This window comes from Streptomyces noursei (assembly GCF_001646665.1).
GTDB lineage: Bacteria > Actinomycetota > Actinomycetes > Streptomycetales > Streptomycetaceae > Streptomyces > Streptomyces lavendulocolor.
Genome location: NZ_LWBU01000249.1, coordinates 50,965 through 73,435, shown reverse-complemented (window position 1 = coordinate 73,435; position 22,471 = coordinate 50,965). Strand labels below are relative to the sequence as shown.

Sequence of the window (22,471 nt, the reverse complement as noted above, 5' to 3'; positions counted from 1 at the left end):
CGGCCCGTCGTCGTTCCCCGTGTAAGGAGAGGTAGTGCAGCTAGTAGTCGCACGGATTGGCCGCGCCCACGGCATCAAGGGCGAGGTCACCGTCGAGGTGCGTACCGACGAGCCCGAACTGCGGCTCGCGCCCGGTGCCGTACTGGCCACCGACCCGGCCTCCGCCGGGCCGCTGACCATCGAGACCGGCCGGGTCCACAGCGGCCGGCTGCTGCTGCGCTTCGAGGGCGTACGGGACCGCAACGCCGCCGAGGCGCTGCGCAACACCCTCCTCATCGCCGACGTCGACCCGGACGAGCGTCCGGAGGAGCCCGACGAGTACTACGACCACCAGCTGATGGACCTGGACGTCGTCCTCGCCGACGGCACCGAGGTCGGCCGGATCACCGAGATCTCCCACCTGCCATCCCAGGACCTGTTCGTGGTGGAGCGGCCGGACGGCAGCGAGGTCATGATCCCGTTCGTCGAGGAGATCGTCGCCGACATCGACCTCGACGCCCAGCGGGCCGTCATCACCCCGCCCCCGGGGCTCATCGACGACCGCGCCGAGATCGCCTCCTCCCGGGACGCGGAGGACGAGGGCTGATGCGGCTCGACGTCGTCACGATCTTCCCCGAGTACCTGGAACCGCTGAACGTCTCCCTCGTCGGCAAGGCACGCGCGCGCGGCCGCCTCGACGTCCATGTGCACGACCTGCGCGGGTGGACCCACGACCGGCACAACACGGTCGACGACACCCCCTACGGCGGCGGCCCCGGCATGGTCATGAAGACCGAGCCCTGGGGCGAGGCCCTGGACGACGTCCTCGCCTCCGGCTACGAGACCGGCGCGCACGGACCGGCGCTGGTCGTCCCCACCCCCAGCGGACGGCCCTTCACCCAGGAACTCGCCGTCGAGCTCTCCCTGCGCCCATGGCTGATCTTCACCCCCGCCCGGTACGAGGGCATCGACCGCCGGGTGACGGACGAGTACGCCACCCGGATACCGGTGTACGAGGTGTCCATCGGCGACTACGTCCTCGCTGGCGGGGAAGCGGCCGTCCTGGTCGTCACCGAGGCCGTGGCGCGGCTGCTGCCCGGCGTCCTCGGCAACGCCGAGTCCCACCGGGACGACTCCTTCGCCCCCGGCGCGATGGCCAACCTGCTGGAAGGCCCCGTCTACACCAAGCCGCCCGAGTGGCGCGGCCGGGGCATCCCCGACGTGCTCCTCAGCGGCCACCACGGGAAGATCGCCCGCTGGCGGCGGGACGAGGCGCTCCGGCGCACCGCGACCAACCGGCCCGATCTGATCGAGCGCTGCGAGGCGTCGGCGTTCGACAAGAAGGACCGGGAAACCCTCTCCCTGCTGGGCTGGGCCCCGGAGCCCGGTGGCCGATTTTGGCGCAGGCCGCAGGACGTGGAAGAATAGGCCGCTGCCGTCCGTCCGGCGTGCGCCCCTGCCACAGGGGGACACGACGCCCGTCCGACGCGACCGGCACCCTCATACCCTTTCGATGTTCCGTTGATGACCTGTGGCATCAGCGAGGAAGCAGACACACATGGCTCACGTGCTCGACGCCGTCAACTCCGCGTCCCTGCGGACCGACGTCCCGGCGTTCCGTCCCGGTGACACCGTGAACGTCCACGTTCGCGTCATCGAGGGCAACCGCTCGCGTATCCAGCAGTTCAAGGGCGTCGTCATCCGCCGCCAGGGCGCGGGCGTCAGCGAGACGTTCACCGTCCGCAAGGTCTCCTTCTCCGTCGGCGTCGAGCGCACCTTCCCGGTGCACAGCCCGATCTTCGAGAAGATCGAGCTCGTGACCCGCGGTGACGTCCGTCGCGCCAAGCTCTACTACCTGCGCGAGCTGCGCGGCAAGGCCGCGAAGATCAAGGAGAAGCGCGACAACTGAGCTCAGGCTCACGCCCGTCGCGCCACCGCTTCGCACCGAGCGTCACAGGAGGGCCGGATACCATCTGGCTCCGATGGACACCGAAGCACAGCACACAGAGCGCGACCGTTCCTCCGGCACGGAGGAGCGGTCGCGCTCCGTGCTTTTCCGGCGGCGCTTCGCCCTGACCGGCCTCGCCTGCGCGGTCTTCCTGCTGCTGCTCAGCCATTTCGTACTGCAGCCCTTCCAGATCCCCAGCGGCTCCATGGAGCCCACGCTGCGGATCGGTGACCGGGTGCTGGTGAACAAGTTGGCGTACCGTTTCGGTTCCGGGCCCGGGCGCGGGGACGTGATCGTCTTCGACGGCACCGGCTCCTTCGTCCAGGAGGCGCCGGAGCGCGGTCCGCTCGCCGGACTGCTGCACGGGGCGGCCGCGGCCCTCGGGCTCGCCGAGCCGGCCGAGACCGACTTCGTGAAGCGCGTCGTGGGGGTGGGAGGCGACCGCGTGAAGTGCTGCGACAAGGGGGGCAGGGTCGAAGTGAACGGCGTACCCGTGACCGAGGGCTACCTGTACCCCGGTGACGCCCCCTCCCAGGTGCCCTTCGACATCGTCGTGCCCCGGGGCACCCTGTGGGTGATGGGCGACCACCGCAGCCACTCCCGCGACTCCCGCGACCACCTGGGCTCCCCGGGCGGCGGCATGGTGCCCGTGGACCGCGTGGTCGGGCGGGCGGACTGGATCGGCTGGCCGTTCGGCCGCTGGTCGGAGGTGGGGCCGACGGGCGCCTTCCGCGGCGTACCGGAGGCGGGGGCGACGGGCGGGGGCCATGGGTAACCGCGGCAAGCAGGGCAGCCACCGGGCCGACACCCGGCTGCCCACCGGCACCCGGCCCACCGACGGCGGCCGGCCCCTGCCCGGGCGCGCCGAGCGGCGCAAGCTCGCCCGCAAGGTCAAACGGCGCCGGCGCCGCTCGGCCGTCAAGGAGATCCCCCTCCTCATCACCGTGGCGCTGCTCATCGCGCTCGTCCTGAAGACCTTCCTGGTGCAGGCGTTCGTCATCCCGTCCGGCTCCATGGAGCAGACGATCCGGATCGACGACCGGGTCCTGGTCGACAAGCTCACCCCCTGGTTCGGTTCGCGGCCGCAGCGCGGCGACGTCGTCGTCTTCAAGGACCCGGGCGGCTGGCTCCAGCAGGAGCAGACGCCCAAGAAGGACGACCCGGTCGTCGTCAAGCAGGTCAAGCAGGTGCTGACCTTCATCGGTCTGCTGCCGTCCGAGGACGAGCAGGACCTGATCAAGCGGGTCGTCGCGGTCGGCGGGGACACCGTCAAGTGCTGCGACGCGGACAAGAGGGTCACCGTCAACGGCGTACCTCTCGACGAGCCGTACCTGAACCCGGGCGACGTCCCCTCCACCATCCCGTTCGAGGTGAAGGTGCCCGAGGGCCGGATCTTCGTCCTGGGGGACCACAGGTCGAACTCGGCGGACTCGCGGTTCCACCTGAACGAGGCGTTCCAGGGGACGGTCTCGGAGGAGGAGGTCGTCGGACGGGCGGTCGTCATCGCGTGGCCCTTCGACCACTGGCGCAGTCTGGAGGAACCGGACACCTTCGCGTCCGTGCCGGACTCGCGGACGGGGACCGCGACCGCGCTCGGCGCGTCGCATAGTGTGTCCTCTCGGAATGTGAACGGATTGACCGGGCTCCCGACCCCTGCGGAACTCCCGCTCGTTATGGGAGTGGTGGGCCTGCCCCTGCTGTGGGGCAGGCGGTTGCACGGAGTGAGGAGTGGATGTGGGGGATTTGGCGGTCGGCGCACGATCCGGACACGACGAGCCCGAGGAGCGGCCCGAGCAGGCCGGACGGTCGTCCTCTTCCGGACCCGTCGAGGAGCCCCCCTCCGCGACCGGTCCGACTGAGACCTCGGACGCCGACGGCGACGGTCCCCGGGAGCCCCGGCAGCAGCGTTCCTTCTGGAAGGAGCTGCCGCTGCTGATCGGTATCGCCCTGCTCCTGGCGCTGTTGATCAAGACCTTCCTGGTGCAGGCGTTCTCGATCCCCTCGGACTCGATGATGAACACCCTGCAGCGCGGTGACCGGGTGCTGGTCGACAAGCTCACCCCCTGGTTCGGCTCCGAGCCGGAGCGCGGCGAGGTCGTCGTCTTCCACGACCCGGGCGGCTGGCTGGAGGGCGAGCCGACCCCGGAGCCCAACGTGGTGCAGAAGTTCCTGAGCTTCATCGGGCTCATGCCGTCCGCCGAGGAGAAGGACCTGATCAAGCGGGTCATCGCGGTCGGCGGCGACACGGTCAGCTGCAAGAAGGGCGGCAAGGTCGTCGTCAACGGCAAGCCGCTGGACGAGACCTCGTACATCAACCCCGGCTCCACGCCGTGCGACGACGAGCCGTTCGGGCCGATCAAGGTCCCCGAGGGCCGTATCTGGGTCATGGGCGACAACCGCCAGAACTCGCTGGACTCCCGCTACCACCAGGAGCTGCCCGGCAGCGGCACGGTCGCCAACGACCAGGTCGTCGGCCGCGCGGTGGTGGTGGCCTGGCCGGTGACCCGCTGGTCCACCCTGCCGGTGCCCGACACCTTCGACCAGCCGGGGCTGAACGCGGCGGCCGCGTCGACCGCGGCCGTGTCGACGGCCGTCGCGGAGATGGCCGGTCCCGGGGCGCTGGGCCTCGCCGCCGCGCTCCCCGTGGTGCTGTGGCGGCGCAAGCGGCGGGACGGCTGACCGTACGCACGCGGGCGACCGGCCGGCCGGTGTACCGGCTGACCGGTGTGCCGGGCCGGGCACGGGGCGCGCGGGCGGGGCGTGCGGTTGCTCAGGCGGGCGCCCGCGGGGCATACCGCCGGGTAGGGAACCGCGGGTAGGGTGCCGTCCCAGGTCGTCGATCTCCGAAGGTGGGGAGCGCTGGGATGGGCAAGAACGTCACGACGGACGACGGCCACGGCCGTCTCGGCAGCGCGCTGTCGGGGCTGGCCGTGGCCGTCGGCTGTGTGCTCTTCCTGGGCGGGTTCGTCTGGGGGGCGATCCAGTACCAGCCCTACACCGTGCCCACCGACTCGATGTCCCCCACCGTCGCCGCCGGGGACCGGGTGCTGGCGCAGCGGGTGGACGGCGCCGAGGTGCGGCGCGGAGACGTCGTGGTCTTCGAGGACGCCACCTGGGGCGACCTCCCGATGGTCAAGCGGGTCGTCGGCGTGGGCGGTGACAAGGTCGCCTGCTGCGACAGCGGCGGCCGGCTCACGATCAACGGGACGCCGGTCGAAGAACCGTATCTGCGCTCCACCGGTCCCGCGTCCCTGGCGACGTTCTCGGCGTCGGTGCCCGACGGGCAGCTCTTCCTCCTCGGCGACGAGCGCGGCAGCTCGCAGGACTCCCGCGTCCACCTCCAGGACCCCGGTCACGGCTCCGTGCCGCGCAGCGCGGTGCGGGCCCGCCTGGACGCCGTGGCGTGGCCGCCGGGCGCGATGGTGGAGCGGCCGCGGAGCTTCGCGGCCCTGCCCGGCGGCGTGTCGCAGCCGGGGCCGGTGAAGCTGGTGGTCGGGTCGGTGGTGGCCGGAGCCGTGCTGATCCTGTTCGGGGCGGCGTACGGGCCGGTCGCCAGGGGCCTGTCCCGCGGGCGGCGGGTGCCCTCGGGGGCGGGTGCCGGTGCCTGAGGAGACGCCCCTGCGCCGGGTGGCCCGCGTGGTCCTGCTGGACCCGCAGGACCGGATCCTGCTGCTGCACGGGTACGAGCCGGACAACCCCTCCGACACCTGGTGGTTCACGCCCGGCGGCGGGGTGGAGGGCGACGAGACCCGCGAGCAGGCCGCGCTGCGGGAGCTCGCCGAGGAAACCGGCCTCACGGACGTGGAGCTCGGCCCCGTGATCTGGCGGCGGGTCTGCTCCTTCCCCTTCGCGGGGCGCCGCTGGCACCAGGACGAGTGGTACTACCTGGCCCGCACGACCCGTACCACGGTGGCGCTCGGCGCGCTGACGGAGCTCGAAAGCCGCAGTGTCGCGGGGCTGAGGTGGTGGACCTCCGCCGAACTGTCGGCGGCCCGTGAGACGGTGTACCCGACACGACTCGCCGAGCTGTTCCGCACACTGCTCGACGAGGGACCCCCGAGTACGCCGGTGGTCCTGGCCACCGAGATCGTCTGATCGTCCGGGGGCCGGGGAGACCGGCGCACAATGGGGTGACGCACGGCTGAAGGGGAACATGCCATGAGCGCCGAGGACCTCGAGAAGTACGAGACCGAGATGGAGCTGAAGCTCTACCGGGAGTACCGCGACGTCGTCGGTCTGTTCAAATACGTGATCGAGACCGAGCGCCGCTTCTACCTCACCAACGACTACGAGATGCAGGTCCACTCGGTACAGGGTGAGGTCTTCTTCGAGGTCTCCATGGCGGACGCCTGGGTCTGGGACATGTACCGGCCGGCCCGGTTCGTCAAGCAGGTCCGCGTGCTGACCTTCAAGGACGTGAACATCGAGGAGCTCAACAAGAGCGACCTGGAGCTTCCGGGCAGCTGAGCGGCCATGCCTCTCCATCGGTGTGGGTGATCTTCACCGGGACGGGTGACTGAGTTGTCCACACCGGGCCGGTTGTCCACGGTTCACCACCAAGATCCACACGTTCGGCGCCGGCACGTCACAGTCGGTGCCGGAGGTGGTGCCGATGAACGCGACGGGGGCCCTGGGGCGGTACGGCGAGGAGCTGGCGGTCCGCCGGCTCGGTGACGCCGGGATGACGACGCTCGCCCGGAACTGGCGGTGCGGGCGGGTCGGAGAGATCGACATCGTGGCCCGTGACGGCGACACGGTGGTGGTCTGCGAGGTCAAGACCCGCAGAGAGGGTGGTTTCGAGCACCCCATGGCGGCGGTCACGCCCGCCAAGGCCGACCGGTTGCGGCGCCTGGCCGCCTGCTGGTTGGAGCGGCACGGCGGTCCGCCGCCGGGCGGGCTGCGCATCGACCTGGTCGGGGTGCTGCTGCCCCGGCGGGGCGCGCCCGTCGTCGAGCACGTGCGGGGGGTGGCCTGATGGGGTTCGCCCGCACGTGTTCGGTCGCCCTGGTCGGGGTCGAGGGCGTGGTCGTCGAGGTCCAGGCGGACCTGGAGCCGGGGGTCGCGGCGTTCACGCTGGTGGGTCTGCCGGACAAGAGCCTGACCGAGAGCCGCGACCGGGTGCGGGCGGCGATCGTCAACTCGGACGCCGAATGGCCGCAGAAGAAGCTGACGGTCGGGCTGAGCCCAGCCTCCGTGCCGAAGGGCGGTTCGGGGTTCGACCTGGCCGTCGCGGCGGCGGTGCTCGGAGCGGCCGAGCGCGTCGACCCCCGGACCATCGCCGATCTGGTCCTCATCGGCGAGCTGGGGCTGGACGGGCGGGTCCGGCCCGTGCGGGGCGTCCTTCCGGCGGTGCTCGCCGCGGCGGAGGCCGGGTACGAGCAGGTGGTCGTCCCCGAGCAGACGGCCGGGGAGGCCGCGCTGGTGCCGGGCGTCTCCGTCCTGGGGGTCCGGACCCTGCGGCAACTGATCGCCGTGCTCGCCGACGAGCCGGTCCCGGAGGAGGAGCCGGACCGGTCGGGGCGGCCCGACGCGATGCTCGCCGGGCTGACGGTCCCCGGAGCCGGTGTGGGCACCGGGCTCGCCCCCGACCCGGCCGACGGGCCCGACCTGGCGGACGTCGCCGGGCAGCGGGCGGCGCGCGTCGCCCTGGAGGTCGCGGCGGCCGGCGGGCACCACCTGCTGCTGTCCGGCCCGCCGGGCGCGGGCAAGACCATGCTGGCCGAGCGGCTGCCGGGCGTCCTGCCGCCGCTGACCCGGCAGGAGGCGCTGGAGGTGACCGCGGTGCACTCCGTGGCGGGCCTCCTGCCGCCGGGCCAGCCACTGGTCCACCGGCCGCCGTACTGCGCGCCGCACCACTCGGCGACGATGCAGTCCCTGGTCGGGGGCGGCAACGGGCTGCCGAGACCGGGCGCCGTCTCCCTGGCCCATCGTGGCGTGCTCTTCATGGACGAGGCGCCGGAGTTCTCGGGCAAGGCGCTGGACGCGCTGCGGCAGCCCCTGGAGTCGGGCCATGTGGTGGTGGCGCGCAGCGCCGGCGTGGTGCGGCTGCCGGCACGGTTCCTGATGGTGCTGGCGGCCAACCCCTGCCCCTGCGGGCGGCACACCCTGCACGGAGCGGGCTGCGAGTGCCCCGCATCGGTGATCCGCCGGTACCAGGCGCGGTTGTCGGGGCCGCTGCTGGACCGGGTCGACCTGCGCGTCGAGGTGGAACCGGTCACCCGGGCCGACCTGCTAGCCCAGGGCGGGCGCGGCGAGACGACCGGGACGGTCGCCGCGCGGGTGCGGGAGGCCAGGGCGCGCGCGGCCGCCCGGCTGGACGGCACACCCTGGAACGTCAACTGCGAGGTCCCCGGGCACGAGCTGCGCACCCGCTGGCAGCTCGCCCCCGGCGCCCTCGCCGCCGCCGAGCGGGACATCGAGCGGGGCCTGCTCACCGCGCGCGGGCTGGACCGGGTCCTGAGGGTCGCCTGGACGGTGGCCGACCTCGCGGGCCGCGACCGCCCCGGCCCCGACGAGGTCCACCTGGCGCTGGAGCTGCGCACCGGGATCGCCCGGGGCGCGCCGATGCCGGTGGGGGAGCGGTCGTGACCCGGCGGGGCCGGCCCGGGGCACGGCGCCCGGAAGTGCGGGAGGGCCGGACGGGCGCGGCGGGACGGGTCGCGCGGAGGCGAACGGGGGACCGCGTCGCCGGGGCGCGAGCGGCGGGCACGCGGGTCGCGCACACGCAGGACGGTCGGACGGGGGACGGGGGAGTGGCATGGCCGGCGGGGTGACCGAGGAGGAGCGACGGGCGCGGGCGGCGTTGACGCGGGTCGTCGAACCGGGTGATGAACACGGAGGACGGTGGCTGCGAGAGCTGGGGGCCGTGGGGCTGCTGCGGCGGCTGACGTCCGCGTCGTACGAGCACGACCCGCTCACCGGTGCGGGTGAGCAGCGCGTCCACGGCTTCCGGGCGCGGGCGGCGCGGGCCGATCCGGAGCGGGACCTGGCGGCGGTGGAGGCGTGCGGCGGGCGTTTCGTGGTGCCGGGCGACCCCGAGTGGCCGAGCCAGCTCGACGACCTCGGTGACGCCCGCCCCGTGGGGCTGTGGGTACGCGGTCGGCCGGACCTGCGCCGCTGGGCGCTGCGCTCGGTGGCGGTGGTCGGCGCGCGGGCGTGCACGCCCTACGGGGCGCACATGGCGGCGACCCTCGCCTCGGGGCTCGCCGAGCGCGGCTGGGTCGTCGTCTCCGGCGCGGCCTTCGGCGTCGACGGCGCCGCCCACCGGGGCGCGCTGGCCGCCGGTGGGGCGACCGTGGCCGTACTGGCCTGCGGGGTCGACCGGGCCTACCCCCGGGGCCATGCCGAGCTGATCGGGCGCATCGCCGAACAGGGGCTGGTGGTGGGCGAGTTGCCGCCCGGGTCGCATCCCACCCCCAGCCGGTTCATCCTCCGCAACCGCGTGATCGCCGCCCTCACCCGCGGCACGGTCGTCGTCGAGGCCGAGTACCGCAGCGGGTCCCTGGTGACCGCCCGGGCCGCCCAGCGGCTGGGCCGGTTCACCATGGGCGTCCCCGGCCCGGCGACCAGCGGCCTCTCCGCGGGCGTGCACGAGCTGCTGCGCGGCGAGGCGGAGCTGGTCACCGACGCCGCGGAGGTCGCGGAGCTGGTGGGGGACATCGGCGAGCTCGCGCCGCCCCGGCGCGGGCCGGTCCTGCCCCGTGATCTCCTCGACCCGGCCGGCGCACGGGTGCTGGAGGCGCTGCCCGCGCGCGGGACGGCCGCCACGGCGGGTGACATCGCGCGTGACGCGGCGACCACGGTTGACGAGGCGCTCGGCAGGCTGTACGAACTGCACGCCCTGGGATTCGTCGAACGCCTCGGCGACGGCTGGCAGTTGACCGCCCAGGCGGTACGTCGCCCGAACGCCCGGCGAGGCGGTGCTTGACCCGCAGCATTCGGGTGAAAAGGTGTTGCCGATGACCTCCGCAGCCGCCTCGGTGACGCCCGGAGGGCCGACCTGCCCGCGGTCGGCCCGGTGGGTCCCATTCGAAGATGCGGCCGATGGCGTGCACTCGTGGAGTCACCATCCAGGGACCTTCGCTCACTGCGACACCGCAGTCACGCTACGCTCACCAGAATTACCGCCTCCGCATACCGCCCCCTCCCCCCGTCCCCTCTCGCACCCAGCAGAACGGCTCAAGGCGACGCATGCCCCAGCACACCTCCGGGTCCGACCGCGCAGCGGTGCCCCCCGCTGCCCGGGGTACCGTCCGCCCGTCCGCGCCCTCGTCGCTCGACGAGTTGTGGCAGTCGTACAAGGACACGGGTGACGAGCGGCTGCGGGAGCAGCTGATCCTGCACTACTCGCCGCTGGTGAAGTACGTCGCGGGCCGGGTGAGCGTCGGGCTGCCGTCCAACGTGGAACAGGCGGACTTCGTGTCGTCCGGGGTCTTCGGGCTCATCGACGCGATCGAGAAGTTCGACATCGGGCGGTCGATCAAGTTCGAGACGTACGCCATCACCCGCATCCGCGGCGCGATGATCGACGAACTGCGGGCCCTGGACTGGATCCCGCGGTCCGTGCGGCAGAAGGCGCGGGCCGTGGAGCGCGCGTACGCCACCCTGGAGGCCCAGCTGCGGCGTACTCCCTCGGAGGGCGAGGTCGCCGCGGAGATGGGCATCGCCCTGGAGGAACTGCACGCTGTTTTCAGCCAGTTGTCGCTCGCGAACGTGGTGGCCCTGGAGGAGCTGCTGCACGTGGGCGGCGAGGGCGGCGACCGGCTGAGCCTGATGGACACCCTGGAGGACACGGCCGCCGACGACCCCGTCGAGGTCGCCGAGGACCGTGAGCTGCGACGGCTGCTGGCCCGTGCCATCAACACGCTCCCGGAGCGGGAGAAGACCGTCGTCACCCTCTACTACTACGAGGGGCTGACGCTGGCCGAGATCGGCAACGTGCTGGGCGTCACCGAGAGCCGTGTCAGCCAGATCCACACCAAGTCGGTGCTCCAGCTGAGGGCCAAGCTGGCCGATGTGGGGCGCTGACGGACGGGGTGCGGCCGTAAAGTGGAGCCGTGCCCAGGATTCGAGCGGCCTCCGTGGCCGAGCACCGGACCATGCAGCGCGGCGCCCTGCTGGACGCCGCGCGTTCCCTGCTGTCCGAAGGCGGTACGGAGGCGCTGACCTTCCCCGCCCTCGCCGAGCGCACCGGCCTGGCCCGGTCCTCCGTGTACGAGTACTTCCGCTCGCGCGCCGCCGTCGTCGAAGAGCTGTGCGCGGTCGACTTCCCCGTGTGGGCGGCGGAGGTGGAGGCCGCCATGGCGCGGGCTGACACCCCCGAGGGCAAGGTCGAGGCGTACGTCCGCACCCAGCTCGACCTCGTCGGCGACCGGCGCCACCGGGCGGTCGTCGCGATCTCGGCCAGCGAACTGGACGACGGGGCGAGGGAGAAGATCCGCGCGGCGCACGGCGGACTGGTCGCCATCATCGTCGAGGCCCTGGCGGACCTCGGCCAGCAGCAGCCGCGGCTGGCCGCGATGCTGCTCCAGGGCGTGGTCGACGCGGCGGTGCGCCGTATCGAGCTCGGCGCGGCCGAGGACCCCGCCGCCATCGCCGAGACGGCCGTCTCGATGGCGCTGCGAGGCGTACGGGGCGCGTAGCCGCCGCATCCTTCCCCCTGCACGGCGCCGCCCCGGCGGCGGTCAGCCCGGCTCGTGGAGGGGCAGCAGGCGCGAGGGCGGGCGGCGCAGCAGCGCCGTGGGCAGCAGCGACAGGGGGTCGAGGTACGTGTCGCCCCTGCGCAGGCCCCAGTGGAGGCACGCCGGCGCGCAGTGGGCGCCCGCACCCGGGGCCACGACGGCCACCACCTGCCCCGCCGTGACGTCGGCGCCCGGACGCACCCGGGGCCGGACCGGCTCGTAGGTGGTGCGCAGCGGCGGGGCGCCCGTGGCCGTGAGCGTGATCGACAGGACGCCGCGGCCCGCCACCGGGCCCGCGAACGACACCCGGCCGGCCGCCGCCGCGCGGACCTCGGTGCCCGGCGCGGCGGACAGGTCCACGCCGCGGTGGCCCGGACCGTACGCCGAGGCGGGCGGCTCCCAGCCGCGCACGACCGCCGGACGCGGCGGGCCCACCGGCCACACGCCCACCGGCCGCACGGCCACGGGCCCGGGCCCCGGGACGGCCACCGGGACCGGCGCCCCGACCCCCGCGGCCGGCTTCCCGGCGGACCCCGCCCCCGCGGACCCCGCCCCCACGGACGCCGCCCTCACCGACGCAGCCCCCGCGGATCCCGCCGCGGCGGGTGGCGCCGCGCCGGGGACGGCGGCCAGGACGGACAGGACCAGGGCGATCACGGTGGAGTGCATGCGCCGAATGTGGCGCAGACGCACGCGGGCCCGCTGATCATGGACCGTGCCTGTGGACCACCGGCCGGTTGTGGACAGCGCCGTCACCCGGCGGTGCCGTGGTCCCGTACACTTCTTCTGGCGACCCGGGCCACCGGGTCGACTTCGCACGCCCCGCCACCACCCTCAAAAGTCGTGGCAGCGCCCTTCGGTCCACTCGTGGCACGGCGCGTCGGGGCGTCAGGACATAACCGAGAACCAAGGAGATACGGCCATGGCCGTCGTCACGATGCGGGAGCTGCTGGAGAGCGGCGTCCACTTCGGTCACCAGACCCGTCGCTGGAACCCGAAGATGAAGCGCTTCATCTTCACCGAGCGCAACGGCATCTACATCATCGACCTGCTCCAGTCGCTGTCGTACATCGACCGCGCCTACGAGTTCGTCAAGGAGACCGTCGCCCACGGCGGCTCCATCATGTTCGTCGGCACCAAGAAGCAGGCGCAGGAGGCGATCGCCGAGCAGGCGACCCGCGTCGGCATGCCCTACGTCAACCAGCGCTGGCTGGGCGGCATGCTCACCAACTTCTCGACCGTCTACAAGCGCCTCCAGCGCCTGAAGGAGCTCGAGGCGATCGACTTCGAGGACGTCGCGGCCTCGGGTCTCACCAAGAAGGAGCTCCTGGTCCTCTCGCGCGAGAAGGCCAAGCTGGAGAAGACCCTCGGTGGTATCCGCGAGATGCAGAAGGTGCCGAGCGCCGTCTGGATCGTCGACACCAAGAAGGAGCACATCGCCGTCGGTGAGGCGCGCAAGCTCCACATCCCGGTCGTCGCGATCCTCGACACCAACTGCGACCCCGACGAGGTCGACTACAAGATCCCGGGCAACGACGACGCGATCCGCTCCGTCACCCTGCTCACCCGCGTGATCGCCGACGCCGTCGCCGAGGGCCTCATCGCCCGCTCCGGCGCCGCGACCGGCGACCAGAAGCCGGGCGAGAAGGCCGCCGGCGAGCCGCTGGCCGAGTGGGAGCGCGACCTGCTCGAGGGCGGCGAGAAGAAGGCTGACTCCGACGAGGCCGCCGAGAAGCCGGCCGAGGCCGCCGCCGAGGCTCCGGCCGAGGCCGAGGCCCCCGCCGCCGAGGCCGCTCCGGCCGACGAGGCTCCGGCCGCGGACGCCGAGCAGGCCTGACCCTCAGGGTTCGGATCGACGGCGGGGGCACGCGTGGCCCCCGCCGTCCACCCGTAGATCTTCGTAGATCTTCCAGACTTCGAAAGAGACTTACAGATCATGGCGAACTACACCGCCGCTGACGTCAAGAAGCTCCGCGAGCTCACCGGCGCCGGCATGATGGACTGCAAGAAGGCGCTCGACGAGTCCGAGGGCAACGTCGACAAGGCCGTCGAGGCGCTGCGCATCAAGGGCCAGAAGGGCGTCGCCAAGCGCGAGGGCCGCTCCGCCGAGAACGGCGCCGTCGTCTCCGTGATCGCCGACGACAACACCTCCGGTGTCATCGTCGAGCTGAAGTGCGAGACGGACTTCGTCGCCAAGGGCGAGAAGTTCCAGAGCGTCGCCAAGGCCCTGGCCGAGCACGTCGCCAAGACGTCCCCCGCCGACATCGAGGCGCTGCTCGCGTCCGAGATCGAGGCCGGCAAGACCGTCCAGGCGTACGTCGACGAGGCCAACGCCAACCTCGGCGAGAAGATCGTCCTCGACCGCTTCGCGCAGTTCTCCGGTGGTTACGTCGCGGCCTACATGCACCGCACGATGCCCGACCTTCCCCCGCAGATCGGTGTCCTCGTCGAGCTCGACAAGGAGAACGCCGAGGTCGCCAAGGGCATCGCGCAGCACATCGCCGCCTTCGCCCCGAAGTACCTCTCCAAGGACGACGTCCCGGCCGAGGTCGTCGAGGCCGAGCGCCGCGTCGCCGAGGAGACCACCCGCGCCGAGGGCAAGCCCGAGGCCGCGCTCCCGAAGATCGTCGAGGGTCGCCTCAACGGCTTCTTCAAGGACGCCACCCTCCTGGGTCAGCCGTACGCGCTCGACAACAAGAAGTCCGTCCAGAAGGTCCTGGACGAGGCCGGTGTCACCCTGAAGCGCTTCAGCCGCATCAAGGTCGGCATCTGAGCCGGTACGCGCTCGACACGGGATCCCGCTAGGGTTTTCCCAGTGGACGGTCGGTCGCGTCAGCGCCGGCGGCCACAGATCTGACGAGGAGGCCATTGCCGTAGGGACAACAGCACCCACCGGCAATGGCCTTCTTCGTATGTGCACGAGGAGATCTCCATGAACCAGGGCGCCGCACAGGGCGACGACAACACCGGTAACAAGGCCGGCCGCTTCATGCTGAAGCTGTCCGGCGAGGCGTTCGCCGGCGGTGGTGGCCTCGGCGTCGATCCCGACGTCGTACACGCCATCGCACGCGAGATCGCCGCGGTCGTCCGCGACGGCGCGGAGATCGCGGTCGTGATCGGCGGCGGCAACTTCTTCCGCGGGGCGGAGCTTCAGGTACGCGGCATGGACCGGGCCCGCTCCGACTACATGGGCATGCTCGGTACGGTCATGAACTGCCTCGCCCTCCAGGACTTCCTGGAGAAGGAGGGCATCGACTCCCGGGTCCAGACCGCCATCACCATGGGGCAGGTCGCGGAACCGTACATCCCGCTGCGGGCGGTGCGGCACCTGGAGAAGGGCCGTGTCGTGATCTTCGGCGCGGGCATGGGCATGCCCTACTTCTCCACCGACACCACCGCGGCCCAGCGCGCCCTGGAGATCGACGCGGAAGCCCTCCTCATGGGCAAGAACGGGGTGGACGGGGTCTACGACTCCGACCCCAAGGCCAACCCCGACGCGGTGAAGTTCGACGCGCTGGAGTACGGCGAGGTGCTCTCCCGCGACCTCAAGGTCGCCGACGCCACCGCCATCACCCTCTGCCGCGACAACAACCTCCCGATCCTCGTCTTCGAGCTGCTCGCGGCGGGCAATATCGCGCGTGCGGTGAAGGGTGAGAAGATCGGCACTCTCGTGAGCGACCAGGGCACCAGGACCTGATCCGGGTCCCCGGGGGCCTACCCGGGTGCCCCGCGAGGGGATGGACAAAGCCCTGCCGGTCGGACACCGTGCAGGGAACAGACGCGACGCAGGTTCCGCAGCCCTTTGTACGCCGGGCCTACTCACAGACACGCAGGAGCAAGTGGTGATCGAAGAGACCCTCCTCGAAGCAGAGGAGAAGATGGAGAAGGCCGTCCTGGTCGCCAAGGAGGACTTCGCCGCGATCCGTACCGGGCGTGCGCACCCGGCCATGTTCAACAAGATCGTGGCCGACTACTACGGTGCCACCACGCCGATCAACCAGCTGGCGTCGTTCTCCGTGCCGGAGCCCCGCATGGCCGTGGTGACCCCGTTCGACAAGAGCGCGCTGCGCAACATCGAGCAGGCCATCCGCGACTCGGACCTCGGCGTCAACCCGAGCAACGACGGCAACATCATCCGAGTGGTGTTCCCCGAGCTGACCGAGGAGCGCCGCCGCGAGTACATCAAGGTCGCCAAGGGCAAGGCCGAGGACGCCAAGATCTCGATCCGCTCGGTCCGCCGCAAGTCCAAGGAGACGATCGACAAGTTCGTCAAGGACGGCGAGGTCGGCGAGGACGAGGGCCGCCGCGCGGAGAAGGAGCTCGACGACACCACCGCGAAGTACGTCGCGCAGGTGGACGAGCTGCTCAAGCACAAGGAAGCCGAGCTGCTCGAGGTCTGATGAACGACTCTTCCTGGGGGGCCCCGCCGAGAGGCGGTCAATGGGGTCCGCCCGACCAGGGGTACCACCCGGGGTTCGCTCCGGCAGCCCCGGCGGGTCCCGCCTACGACGGGCATGAGGCGCAGCAGACTCGGCCCATGCCCATCGTGCCCGACGTTCCCGCCGGTGGAGACTCCGGCGGAGACCAGGACGACCGCGACCGGGGGACCGCTCCGCTGAGCGGTCCCCCGTTCCGTGACGAGATGCCGCAGCCGGACCAGGCGCCGTACGGCCCGCAGCAGCCGTACGCGCCGCAGCCGCAGCCGGAGAATCCGCAGGAGCCCATGCCCAGCTCGCAGGCGGGAGCCCCGCAGCCTCCGCACCGGAAGCAGAAGAAGCGGGCCGGCCGCGACCTGCGGGCCGCCATAGGGGTGGGTGTCGGTCTCGGCGCGGTGATCGTCGCGTCGCTCTTCGTCGTCAAGGCCGTGTTCGTCGGCGTGATAGCCGTCGCCGTGGTGGTCGGGCTGTGGGAGCTGACCTCCCGCCTTCAGGAGCGCAAGTCCATCAAGGCCCCGCTCGTGCCGCTCGCCGTCGGCGGCGCGGCCATGGTCGTGGCCGGGTACGTGCGCGGGCCCGAGGGCGCCTGGGTGGCCATGGCGCTCACGGCGCTCGCCGTGCTCGTGTGGCGGATGACCGAGCCCCCCGAGGGCTATCTGAAGGACGTCACGGCCGGGGTGTTCGCCGCGTTCTACGTGCCGTTCCTGGCGACGTTCGTGGCGCTGATGCTCACCGCCGACGACGGTGCGTGGCGGGTGCTGACCTTCCTGCTCCTGACGGTGGTCAGCGACACCGGCGCGTACGCCGTCGGCTGGCGGTTCGGGAAGCACAAGCTGGCGCCGCGCATCAGCCCCGGCAAGACCCGCGAGGGGCTCCTCGGCGCGGTGGCGTTCGCGATGGCCGCCGGTGCGCTGTGCATGGAGTTCGCCATCGACGGCGGCACCTGGTGGCAGGGGCTGCTGCTGGGCCTCGCCGTCGCCGCCAGCGCGACGCTGGGCGACCTCGGCGAGTCGATGATCAAGCGGGACCTCGGCATCAAGGACATGGGCACGCTCCTGCCCGGTCACGGCGGCATCATGGACCGCCTCGACTCGCTCCTGCCGACCGCCCCGGTGGTGTGGCTGCTGCTGGTGATCTTCGTCGGAACAGGCTGAACCGCGAGCCGGTTACCCTGGAAGGGCTCGTCGCACGGTCGCGGCGGGCCCTTTCGGCCCCGCGGCCCGCGCGGGGATCATCCGGTGAGGTCACCCGGCTCACGTACCGCGGCCTCGTCTTTCCTGAGGAGTACCAGGTCATGCCACGCCCCGCACCGGGAGAGCTCACCTTCGTCGCCCCGCGCGGAGCCAAGAAGCCACCGCGGCACCTCGCCGACCTCTCGCCCGCCGAGCGCAAGGAGGCCGTCGCCGCGATCGGCGAGAAGCCGTTCCGCGCCAAGCAGCTGTCCCAGCACTACTTCGCGCGCTACGCGCACGACCCGGCCGAGTGGACGGACATCCCCGCCGCCTCCCGCGAGAAGCTCGCCGCGGAGCTGCTGCCCGACCTGATGTCGGTCGTCCGGCACATCTCGTGCGACGACGACACCACCCGCAAGACGCTGTGGCGGCTGCATGACGGCACCCTCGTGGAGTCCGTCCTGATGCGCTACCCCGACCGCGTCACCATGTGCATCTCCTCCCAGGCCGGCTGCGGCATGAACTGTCCGTTCTGCGCCACCGGCCAGGCCGGCCTCGACCGGAACCTGTCCACCGCCGAGATCGTGCACCAGATCGTCGACGGCATGCGGGCGCTCCGGGACGGCGAGGTGCCCGGAGGACCGGCACGGCTGTCCAACGTCGTCTTCATGGGCATGGGCGAGCCGCTCGCCAACTACAACCGCGTCGTCGGCGCCATCCGCCGCCTCACCGACCCCGAACCGGACGGGCTCGGGCTGTCGCAGCGAGGCATCACCGTCTCCACCGTCGGTCTCGTCCCCGCGATGCTCCGGTTCGCCGACGAGGGCTTCAAGTGCCGCCTCGCGGTGTCGCTGCACGCCCCCGACGACGAGCTGCGCGACACCCTCGTGCCGGTGAACACCCGCTGGAAGGTCCGGGAGGTGCTGGACGCCGCCTGGGAGTACGCGGAGAAGTCCGGCCGCCGTGTCTCCATCGAGTACGCCCTCATCCGCGACATCAACGACCAGGCGTGGCGGGGCGACCTGCTGGGGCGGCTGCTCAAGGGCAAGCGCGTGCACGTCAACCTCATCCCGCTCAACCCGACGCCGGGGTCGAAGTGGACCGCGTCGCGGCCCGAGGACGAGAAGGCGTTCGTCGAGGCGATCGCCGCCCACGGCGTGCCCGTCACCGTCCGTGACACCCGCGGACAGGAGATCGACGGTGCCTGTGGACAGCTCGCGGCCGCCGAGCGGTGAGCTTGTAGTCTGAGCTCGAACACACCTGCATATTCCGACAGGGGAGCGCCACAGCGCTGAGAGTGCGGCACACGCTTTTCATCCGACGCGGCGGCCGCAGACCCTCTGAACCTCGCCCAGGTCATTCTGGGTAGGAAGTTCGGTCGTTACTCGAGCTGTTGCGCCCTGCCCGCCGGACGGTTCCGGCGGGCAGGGCCGCGTCTCTTCCTGGTCACACCCAGGAGGAATCTCAGTGAGCACCACCAAGAAGATCGCGGTCGGCACCCTCGCCGCCGCGCTGGGCGTCACGACGCTCACCGCCTGCGGCGGCGGGTCGGACAAGGCGTCCGACAGCGGTACGGGGTCGAAGACCGTGACGCTCGTCAGCCACGACTCCTTCAACGCCTCCCCGGCGGTCCTGAAGGAGTTCACCAAGCGGACCGGCTACACCGTCAAGGTCCTCAAGAGCGGCGACGCCGGCGAGGCCGTCAACAAGGCGATCCTCACCAAGGGCGCCCCGCAGGGCGACGTCTTCTTCGGCGTCGACAACACCCTGCTGTCCCGCGCCCTCGACAACGGCCTCTTCGAGCCGTACGAGGCCAAGGGCCTGGACCGGGTCCCCGACACCGTCCGGCTCGACAAGGACAAGCACCGCGTGACGCCCGTCGACACCGGCGAGATCTGCGTCAACTACGACAAGAAGTACTTCGCCGACAAGAAGCTGGCGCCGCCGCAGACCTTCGACGACCTCGCGAAGCCCGCGTACAAGGACCTCCTCGTCGTCGAGAACCCCGAGCGCTCCTCGCCGGGCCTGGGCTTCCTGCTCGGTACGGCGGCCAAGTACGGCGACGACGGCTGGCAGGACTACTGGAAGAAGCTGAAGGCCAACGGCGTCAAGGTCGTCGACAGCTGGGAGCTCGCCTACAACCAGGAGTTCTCCGGCTCCGCCGGCGGCAGGAAGGCCAAGGGCGACCGGCCCCTCGTCGTGTCCTACGCCTCCAGCCCGCCCGTCGAGGTGCTGTACTCCGAGCCGCAGCCGGCCGAGGCGCCGACCGGCGTCTCCACCGGGACGTGCTTCCAGCAGACCGAGTTCGCCGGCCTGCTGACGGGGGCGAAGAACGCCGAGGGCGGCAAGGCGCTCATCGACTTCCTGATCGGCAAGACGTTCCAGGAGGACATGCCGCTCCAGATGTTCGTGAACCCGGTGGTGAAGGACGCCAAGCTGCCGGAGCTGTTCACGAAGCACGGCGCCGAGGTCGCCGAGCCGTACACCGTCGCCCCGGAGAAGATCGCCGAGAAGCGTGACGGGTGGATCCAGACGTGGTCCTCGCTCGTCCTGAAGTAGCCACCCGCAGGCGCGCGGCGCTGCGGGCGGGGGCGCTGCGGGCGGGGCTGATGGCCCTGCCCGTGGCGTTCTTCGCCGTCTTCTTCGCCCTCCCCGTCGCCGCGATCGTCGGCCGCGGCCTGCGGACCGAGGACGGCGCCTGGCAGGCCGGGCGGCTCGTCGACGTCCTGGGCCGCCCGGACATCGCCGGCGTGCTCTGGTTCACCACCTGGCAGGCGCTCGCCTCGACCGCGCTCACCCTGCTGGTCGCCCTGCCCGGCGCGTACGTCCTCGCACGCTTCGACTTCCCCGGCAAGGCGCTGCTGCGGGCGGTCGTCACCGTGCCGTTCGTCCTGCCGACCGTCGTCGTCGGCACCGCGTTCCTCGCGCTCCTCGGCCGGGGCGGGCTCCTGGACGAGATGTGGGGCGTACGGCTCGACACCACCGTGTGGGCCGTCCTCCTCGCCCACGTGTTCTTCAACTACGCCGTCGTCGTCCGGACGGTCGGCGGCCTGTGGGCGCAGCTCGACCCGCGCCAGGAGGAGGCGGCGCGGGTGCTGGGGGCGTCCCGCCTCGGCGCGTGGCGGCGGGTGACGCTGCCCGCGCTCGCGCCCGCCGTGGCCGCCGCCGCGCTGATGGTGTTCCTCTTCACGTACACCTCCTTCGGCATCGTGCAGATCCTCGGCGGGCCCGCGTACCGGACGCTGGAGGCAGAGATCTACCGGCAGACCGCGCAGCTGCTCGACCTGCGGGCGGCGGCGGTGCTCACGCTCGTGCAGTTCGCCGCCGTCGGCGCGATCCTCGCCGTGCACGCCCGGACGGTACGCCGGCGGGAGACCGCGCTGAAGCTGGTGGACCCGCGCTCGACCGCCCGGCGGCCGCGCGGACCGGGGCAGTGGGCGCTCCTCGGCGGGGTGCTGCTCACGGTGCTCCTGCTGCTCCTGCTCCCGCTGGGGGTGCTCGTCGAGCGGTCCTTCGACGGGGGCCTCGGCTACTACCGGGCGCTCCAGCACGTCGACGCGGGCGGCGGGACGTTCCTCGTACCGCCGGTCGAGGCCATCGGGAACTCGCTGGAGTACGCCGCGGCGGCGACCGCGATCGCGGTGCTCGTCGGCGGGCTCGCCGCCGCCGCGCTGACCCGCAGGGCGGGCCGGCTCGTGCGCGGCTTCGACGCGCTGCTGATGCTGCCGCTCGGGGTGTCCGCGGTGACCGTGGGGTTCGGGTTCCTGATCACCCTCGACGAGCCGCCGCTGGACCTGCGCTCCTCATGGCTCCTGGTGCCGCTCGCCCAGGCCCTGGTCGGAGTGCCCTTCGTCGTACGCACCATGCTGCCCGTGCTGCGCGCGGTGGACGCGCGGCTGCGGGAGGCCGCGGCCGTGCTGGGCGCGTCGCCGTGGCGGGTGTGGCGCGAGGTGGACCTGCCGCTGGTGGGGCGGGCGCTCGCGGTGGCGGCGGGGTTCGCGTTCGCCGTGTCGCTGGGCGAGTTCGGGGCGACGGTCTTCATCGCCCGCCCCGACAACCCGACCCTGCCGGTCGCCGTCGCCCGCCTCCTGGGCCGGCCCGGCGAACTGAACTACGGCCAGGCCATGGCCCTCTCGACGATCCTGATGGTGGTGTGCGCGGTGGCCCTGCTGCTGCTCGAACGTATCCGTGCCGACCGCTCCGGGGAGCTGTGACCATGCTGGTCCTTGAGGACGTGACCGTACGCTTCGGAGCACGCGCCGCCGTGGACGCGGTGTCGCTGGAGGTCGCCGACCACGAGATCGTGTGCGTGCTCGGGCCGAGCGGCAGCGGCAAGTCGACCCTGCTGCGGGTGGTGGCCGGGCTCAAGCCGGTGGACGCCGGCCGGGTGCTGCTGGACGGCGCCGACCAGGCCGGCGTGCCCGTGCACCGGCGGGGCGTCGGCCTGATGTTCCAGGACCACCAGCTCTTCCCGCAGCGGGACGTCGCCGGGAACGTCGCGTTCGGGCTGCGCGTGCGCGGCGCCTCCCGCAAGGAGCAGGCCGCCCGGGTGGCGGAGCTGCTGGACCTCGTCGGCCTGCCGGGCGCCGGGGGGCGGGCCGTCGCCGCGCTGTCCGGCGGCGAGCAGCAGCGCGTCGCGCTCGCCCGGGCGCTGGCCCCCGGCCCCCGGCTGCTGATGCTCGACGAACCGCTCGGCCAGCTCGACCGGGGGCTGCGCGAGCGCCTGGTGGTGGAGCTGCGGCAGCTGTTCGGGCGGCTCGGCACCACCGTGCTGGCCGTCACGCACGACCAGGGCGAGGCGTTCGCGCTCGCCGACCGGGTGGTCGTCATGCGCGACGGGCGCATCGCCCAGAGCGGTACGCCGCTTCAGGTGTGGCGGCGGCCGGCCTCCGAGTTCGTCGCCCGGTTCCTGGGCTTCGACAACGTGGTGGCGGCGACGGTGACCGGCGCGGTGGCCGACACCGTGTGGGGCAAGGTCCCGGTGCCCGCGGGGACCGCGCAGGGGGCCGCCCGGCTGCTGGTGCGGCCCGCGGGCGTCCGGCTCGGCGACCCGGCCGACGGGCTGCGCTGCACGGTCGAGGGGCGGACGTTCCGGGGCCACCACGTGGCGGTGCGGCTCCGCCCCGAGTCCGGCCCCGTCCTGGAGGCGGCGTGCCCGCTGCGGGACGCGCCCGGGGAAGGGGCGGTGGTGGGGGTGACCTTCGCGGCGGACGAGGTCGTGGTCCTCGGCTAGGGCGCGGCCCGGAACATCGCGCC

At 72.4% G+C, this 22,471-nt stretch carries 24 protein-coding genes; 23 read left to right on the top strand and 1 reads right to left on the bottom strand.

From position 1 onward, the window contains the following. Positions 1–34 precede the first annotated feature (34 nt). The 14 genes from rimM (at position 35) to A4V12_RS17510 (ending at position 11,568) form a co-directional block, all read left to right on the top strand. Positions 35–586, top strand: a complete 552-nt coding sequence (rimM, locus tag A4V12_RS17570) for a ribosome maturation factor RimM (RefSeq protein WP_064070303.1) — start codon at positions 35–37, stop codon at positions 584–586. Continuing rightward, on the top strand, positions 586–1,407 hold the full coding sequence (trmD, locus tag A4V12_RS17565; protein WP_064070302.1) for a tRNA (guanosine(37)-N1)-methyltransferase TrmD: 822 nt from the start codon (positions 586–588) through the stop codon (positions 1,405–1,407). The genes rimM and trmD overlap by 1 nt, the downstream gene beginning before the upstream one ends. Before the next feature lie 130 nt (positions 1,408–1,537). Next, complete coding sequence (gene rplS / locus A4V12_RS17560) at positions 1,538–1,888, top strand: 50S ribosomal protein L19 (protein WP_064070301.1); 351 nt, start codon at positions 1,538–1,540, stop codon at positions 1,886–1,888. A 73-nt stretch (positions 1,889–1,961) separates the two neighbouring features. Further along, on the top strand, positions 1,962–2,702 hold the full coding sequence (gene lepB / locus A4V12_RS17555; protein WP_064070300.1) for a signal peptidase I: 741 nt from the start codon (positions 1,962–1,964) through the stop codon (positions 2,700–2,702). Beyond that, entirely contained in the window at positions 2,695–3,786 is a 1,092-nt protein-coding gene (gene lepB, locus A4V12_RS17550) for a signal peptidase I (protein WP_064070299.1), read from the top strand. Before lepB (A4V12_RS17555) ends, lepB (A4V12_RS17550) begins: the two co-directional genes overlap by 8 nt. Next, the gene (lepB, locus tag A4V12_RS35140) at positions 3,671–4,606 is read left to right on the top strand and encodes a signal peptidase I (RefSeq protein WP_079137100.1); all 936 of its coding nucleotides are present in this window, start codon (positions 3,671–3,673) and stop codon (positions 4,604–4,606) included. The genes lepB (A4V12_RS17550) and lepB (A4V12_RS35140) overlap by 116 nt, the downstream gene beginning before the upstream one ends. A 185-nt stretch (positions 4,607–4,791) precedes the next feature. Continuing rightward, entirely contained in the window at positions 4,792–5,535 is a 744-nt protein-coding gene (lepB, locus tag A4V12_RS17545; protein ID WP_064070298.1) for a signal peptidase I, read from the top strand. Next, positions 5,522–6,022, top strand: coding sequence for an NUDIX hydrolase (locus A4V12_RS17540; protein ID WP_064070297.1), 501 nt, complete (start codon positions 5,522–5,524; stop codon positions 6,020–6,022). The genes lepB (A4V12_RS17545) and A4V12_RS17540 overlap by 14 nt, the downstream gene beginning before the upstream one ends. 63 nt (positions 6,023–6,085) lie before the next feature. Continuing rightward, a complete protein-coding gene (locus A4V12_RS17535; RefSeq protein WP_005311352.1) occupies positions 6,086–6,394 on the top strand; it encodes a DUF2469 domain-containing protein in 309 nt (102 codons plus the stop codon). Positions 6,395–6,539: 145 nt separating this feature from the next. Beyond that, positions 6,540–6,902, top strand: coding sequence for a YraN family protein (locus A4V12_RS17530; RefSeq protein ID WP_064070296.1), 363 nt, complete (start codon positions 6,540–6,542; stop codon positions 6,900–6,902). After that, on the top strand, positions 6,902–8,515 hold the full coding sequence (locus tag A4V12_RS17525; RefSeq protein ID WP_064070295.1) for a YifB family Mg chelatase-like AAA ATPase: 1,614 nt from the start codon (positions 6,902–6,904) through the stop codon (positions 8,513–8,515). Before A4V12_RS17530 ends, A4V12_RS17525 begins: the two co-directional genes overlap by 1 nt. A 169-nt stretch (positions 8,516–8,684) precedes the next feature. After that, entirely contained in the window at positions 8,685–9,854 is a 1,170-nt protein-coding gene (gene dprA / locus A4V12_RS17520) for a DNA-processing protein DprA (protein ID WP_064070294.1), read from the top strand. A 263-nt stretch (positions 9,855–10,117) separates the two neighbouring features. Further along, positions 10,118–10,954, top strand: a complete 837-nt coding sequence (gene whiG, locus A4V12_RS17515) for an RNA polymerase sigma factor WhiG (protein WP_064070293.1) — start codon at positions 10,118–10,120, stop codon at positions 10,952–10,954. A 53-nt stretch (positions 10,955–11,007) separates the two neighbouring features. After that, a complete protein-coding gene (locus A4V12_RS17510) occupies positions 11,008–11,568 on the top strand; it encodes a TetR/AcrR family transcriptional regulator (protein WP_064070292.1) in 561 nt (186 codons plus the stop codon). 42 nt (positions 11,569–11,610) lie between these two features. On the opposite strand, the gene A4V12_RS17505 is transcribed toward A4V12_RS17510, so the two are convergent. Continuing rightward, positions 11,611–12,276 (bottom strand): murein hydrolase activator EnvC family protein, encoded by a 666-nt coding sequence (locus A4V12_RS17505; protein ID WP_064070379.1) that lies wholly within the window; start codon positions 12,274–12,276, stop codon positions 11,611–11,613. Positions 12,277–12,529: 253 nt separating this feature from the next. On the opposite strand from A4V12_RS17505, the gene rpsB reads away from it, so the two are divergent. The 9 genes from rpsB to A4V12_RS17460 all read left to right on the top strand — a co-directional run bounded on the left by rpsB (position 12,530) and on the right by A4V12_RS17460 (position 22,448). Next, entirely contained in the window at positions 12,530–13,444 is a 915-nt protein-coding gene (gene rpsB, locus A4V12_RS17500; RefSeq protein ID WP_064070291.1) for a 30S ribosomal protein S2, read from the top strand. A 99-nt stretch (positions 13,445–13,543) separates the two neighbouring features. Further along, entirely contained in the window at positions 13,544–14,380 is an 837-nt protein-coding gene (tsf, locus tag A4V12_RS17495) for a translation elongation factor Ts (RefSeq protein ID WP_064070290.1), read from the top strand. 159 nt (positions 14,381–14,539) lie between these two features. After that, positions 14,540–15,304, top strand: coding sequence for a UMP kinase (pyrH, locus tag A4V12_RS17490; protein WP_064070289.1), 765 nt, complete (start codon positions 14,540–14,542; stop codon positions 15,302–15,304). A gap of 145 nt (positions 15,305–15,449) precedes the next feature. Next, a complete protein-coding gene (gene frr, locus A4V12_RS17485; protein WP_064070288.1) occupies positions 15,450–16,007 on the top strand; it encodes a ribosome recycling factor in 558 nt (185 codons plus the stop codon). Further along, a complete protein-coding gene (locus A4V12_RS17480; protein WP_079137099.1) occupies positions 16,007–17,197 on the top strand; it encodes a phosphatidate cytidylyltransferase in 1,191 nt (396 codons plus the stop codon). The genes frr and A4V12_RS17480 overlap by 1 nt, the downstream gene beginning before the upstream one ends. Before the next feature lie 140 nt (positions 17,198–17,337). After that, entirely contained in the window at positions 17,338–18,450 is a 1,113-nt protein-coding gene (gene rlmN, locus A4V12_RS17475) for a 23S rRNA (adenine(2503)-C(2))-methyltransferase RlmN (RefSeq protein ID WP_064070286.1), read from the top strand. 232 nt (positions 18,451–18,682) lie between these two features. After that, on the top strand, positions 18,683–19,774 hold the full coding sequence (locus A4V12_RS17470; RefSeq protein WP_064070285.1) for a thiamine ABC transporter substrate-binding protein: 1,092 nt from the start codon (positions 18,683–18,685) through the stop codon (positions 19,772–19,774). Between the two features lie 50 nt (positions 19,775–19,824). Then, the gene (locus A4V12_RS17465; protein WP_064070284.1) at positions 19,825–21,429 is read left to right on the top strand and encodes an ABC transporter permease; all 1,605 of its coding nucleotides are present in this window, start codon (positions 19,825–19,827) and stop codon (positions 21,427–21,429) included. Between the two features lie 2 nt (positions 21,430–21,431). Then, positions 21,432–22,448: an ABC transporter ATP-binding protein gene (locus tag A4V12_RS17460; protein WP_064070283.1), complete on the top strand. Its 1,017-nt coding sequence runs from the start codon at positions 21,432–21,434 to the stop codon at positions 22,446–22,448. Positions 22,449–22,471 lie beyond the last annotated feature (23 nt).

Excerpts from the sequence above, each read along its gene's own strand:
- rlmN (WP_064070286.1), top strand. The coding sequence starts at position 17,338 with ATGCCACGCCCCGCACCGGGAGAGCTCACCTTCGTCGCCCCGCGCGGA.
- whiG (WP_064070293.1), top strand. The coding sequence starts at position 10,118 with ATGCCCCAGCACACCTCCGGGTCCGACCGCGCAGCGGTGCCCCCCGCT.
- A4V12_RS17505 (WP_064070379.1), bottom strand. The coding sequence starts at position 12,276 with ATGCACTCCACCGTGATCGCCCTGGTCCTGTCCGTCCTGGCCGCCGTC.
- A4V12_RS17465 (WP_064070284.1), top strand. The coding sequence starts at position 19,825 with ATGGCCCTGCCCGTGGCGTTCTTCGCCGTCTTCTTCGCCCTCCCCGTC.
- A4V12_RS17480 (WP_079137099.1), top strand. The coding sequence starts at position 16,007 with ATGAACGACTCTTCCTGGGGGGCCCCGCCGAGAGGCGGTCAATGGGGT.
- pyrH (WP_064070289.1), top strand. The coding sequence starts at position 14,540 with ATGAACCAGGGCGCCGCACAGGGCGACGACAACACCGGTAACAAGGCC.
- lepB (WP_064070300.1), top strand. The coding sequence starts at position 1,962 with ATGGACACCGAAGCACAGCACACAGAGCGCGACCGTTCCTCCGGCACG.
- A4V12_RS17530 (WP_064070296.1), top strand. The coding sequence starts at position 6,540 with ATGAACGCGACGGGGGCCCTGGGGCGGTACGGCGAGGAGCTGGCGGTC.
- rplS (WP_064070301.1), top strand. The coding sequence starts at position 1,538 with ATGGCTCACGTGCTCGACGCCGTCAACTCCGCGTCCCTGCGGACCGAC.
- trmD (WP_064070302.1), top strand. The coding sequence starts at position 586 with ATGCGGCTCGACGTCGTCACGATCTTCCCCGAGTACCTGGAACCGCTG.
- A4V12_RS17460 (WP_064070283.1), top strand. The coding sequence starts at position 21,432 with ATGCTGGTCCTTGAGGACGTGACCGTACGCTTCGGAGCACGCGCCGCC.
- lepB (WP_064070298.1), top strand. The coding sequence starts at position 4,792 with ATGGGCAAGAACGTCACGACGGACGACGGCCACGGCCGTCTCGGCAGC.
- rpsB (WP_064070291.1), top strand. The coding sequence starts at position 12,530 with ATGGCCGTCGTCACGATGCGGGAGCTGCTGGAGAGCGGCGTCCACTTC.
- A4V12_RS17535 (WP_005311352.1), top strand. The coding sequence starts at position 6,086 with ATGAGCGCCGAGGACCTCGAGAAGTACGAGACCGAGATGGAGCTGAAG.
- lepB (WP_064070299.1), top strand. The coding sequence starts at position 2,695 with ATGGGTAACCGCGGCAAGCAGGGCAGCCACCGGGCCGACACCCGGCTG.
- A4V12_RS17525 (WP_064070295.1), top strand. The coding sequence starts at position 6,902 with ATGGGGTTCGCCCGCACGTGTTCGGTCGCCCTGGTCGGGGTCGAGGGC.
- tsf (WP_064070290.1), top strand. The coding sequence starts at position 13,544 with ATGGCGAACTACACCGCCGCTGACGTCAAGAAGCTCCGCGAGCTCACC.
- dprA (WP_064070294.1), top strand. The coding sequence starts at position 8,685 with ATGGCCGGCGGGGTGACCGAGGAGGAGCGACGGGCGCGGGCGGCGTTG.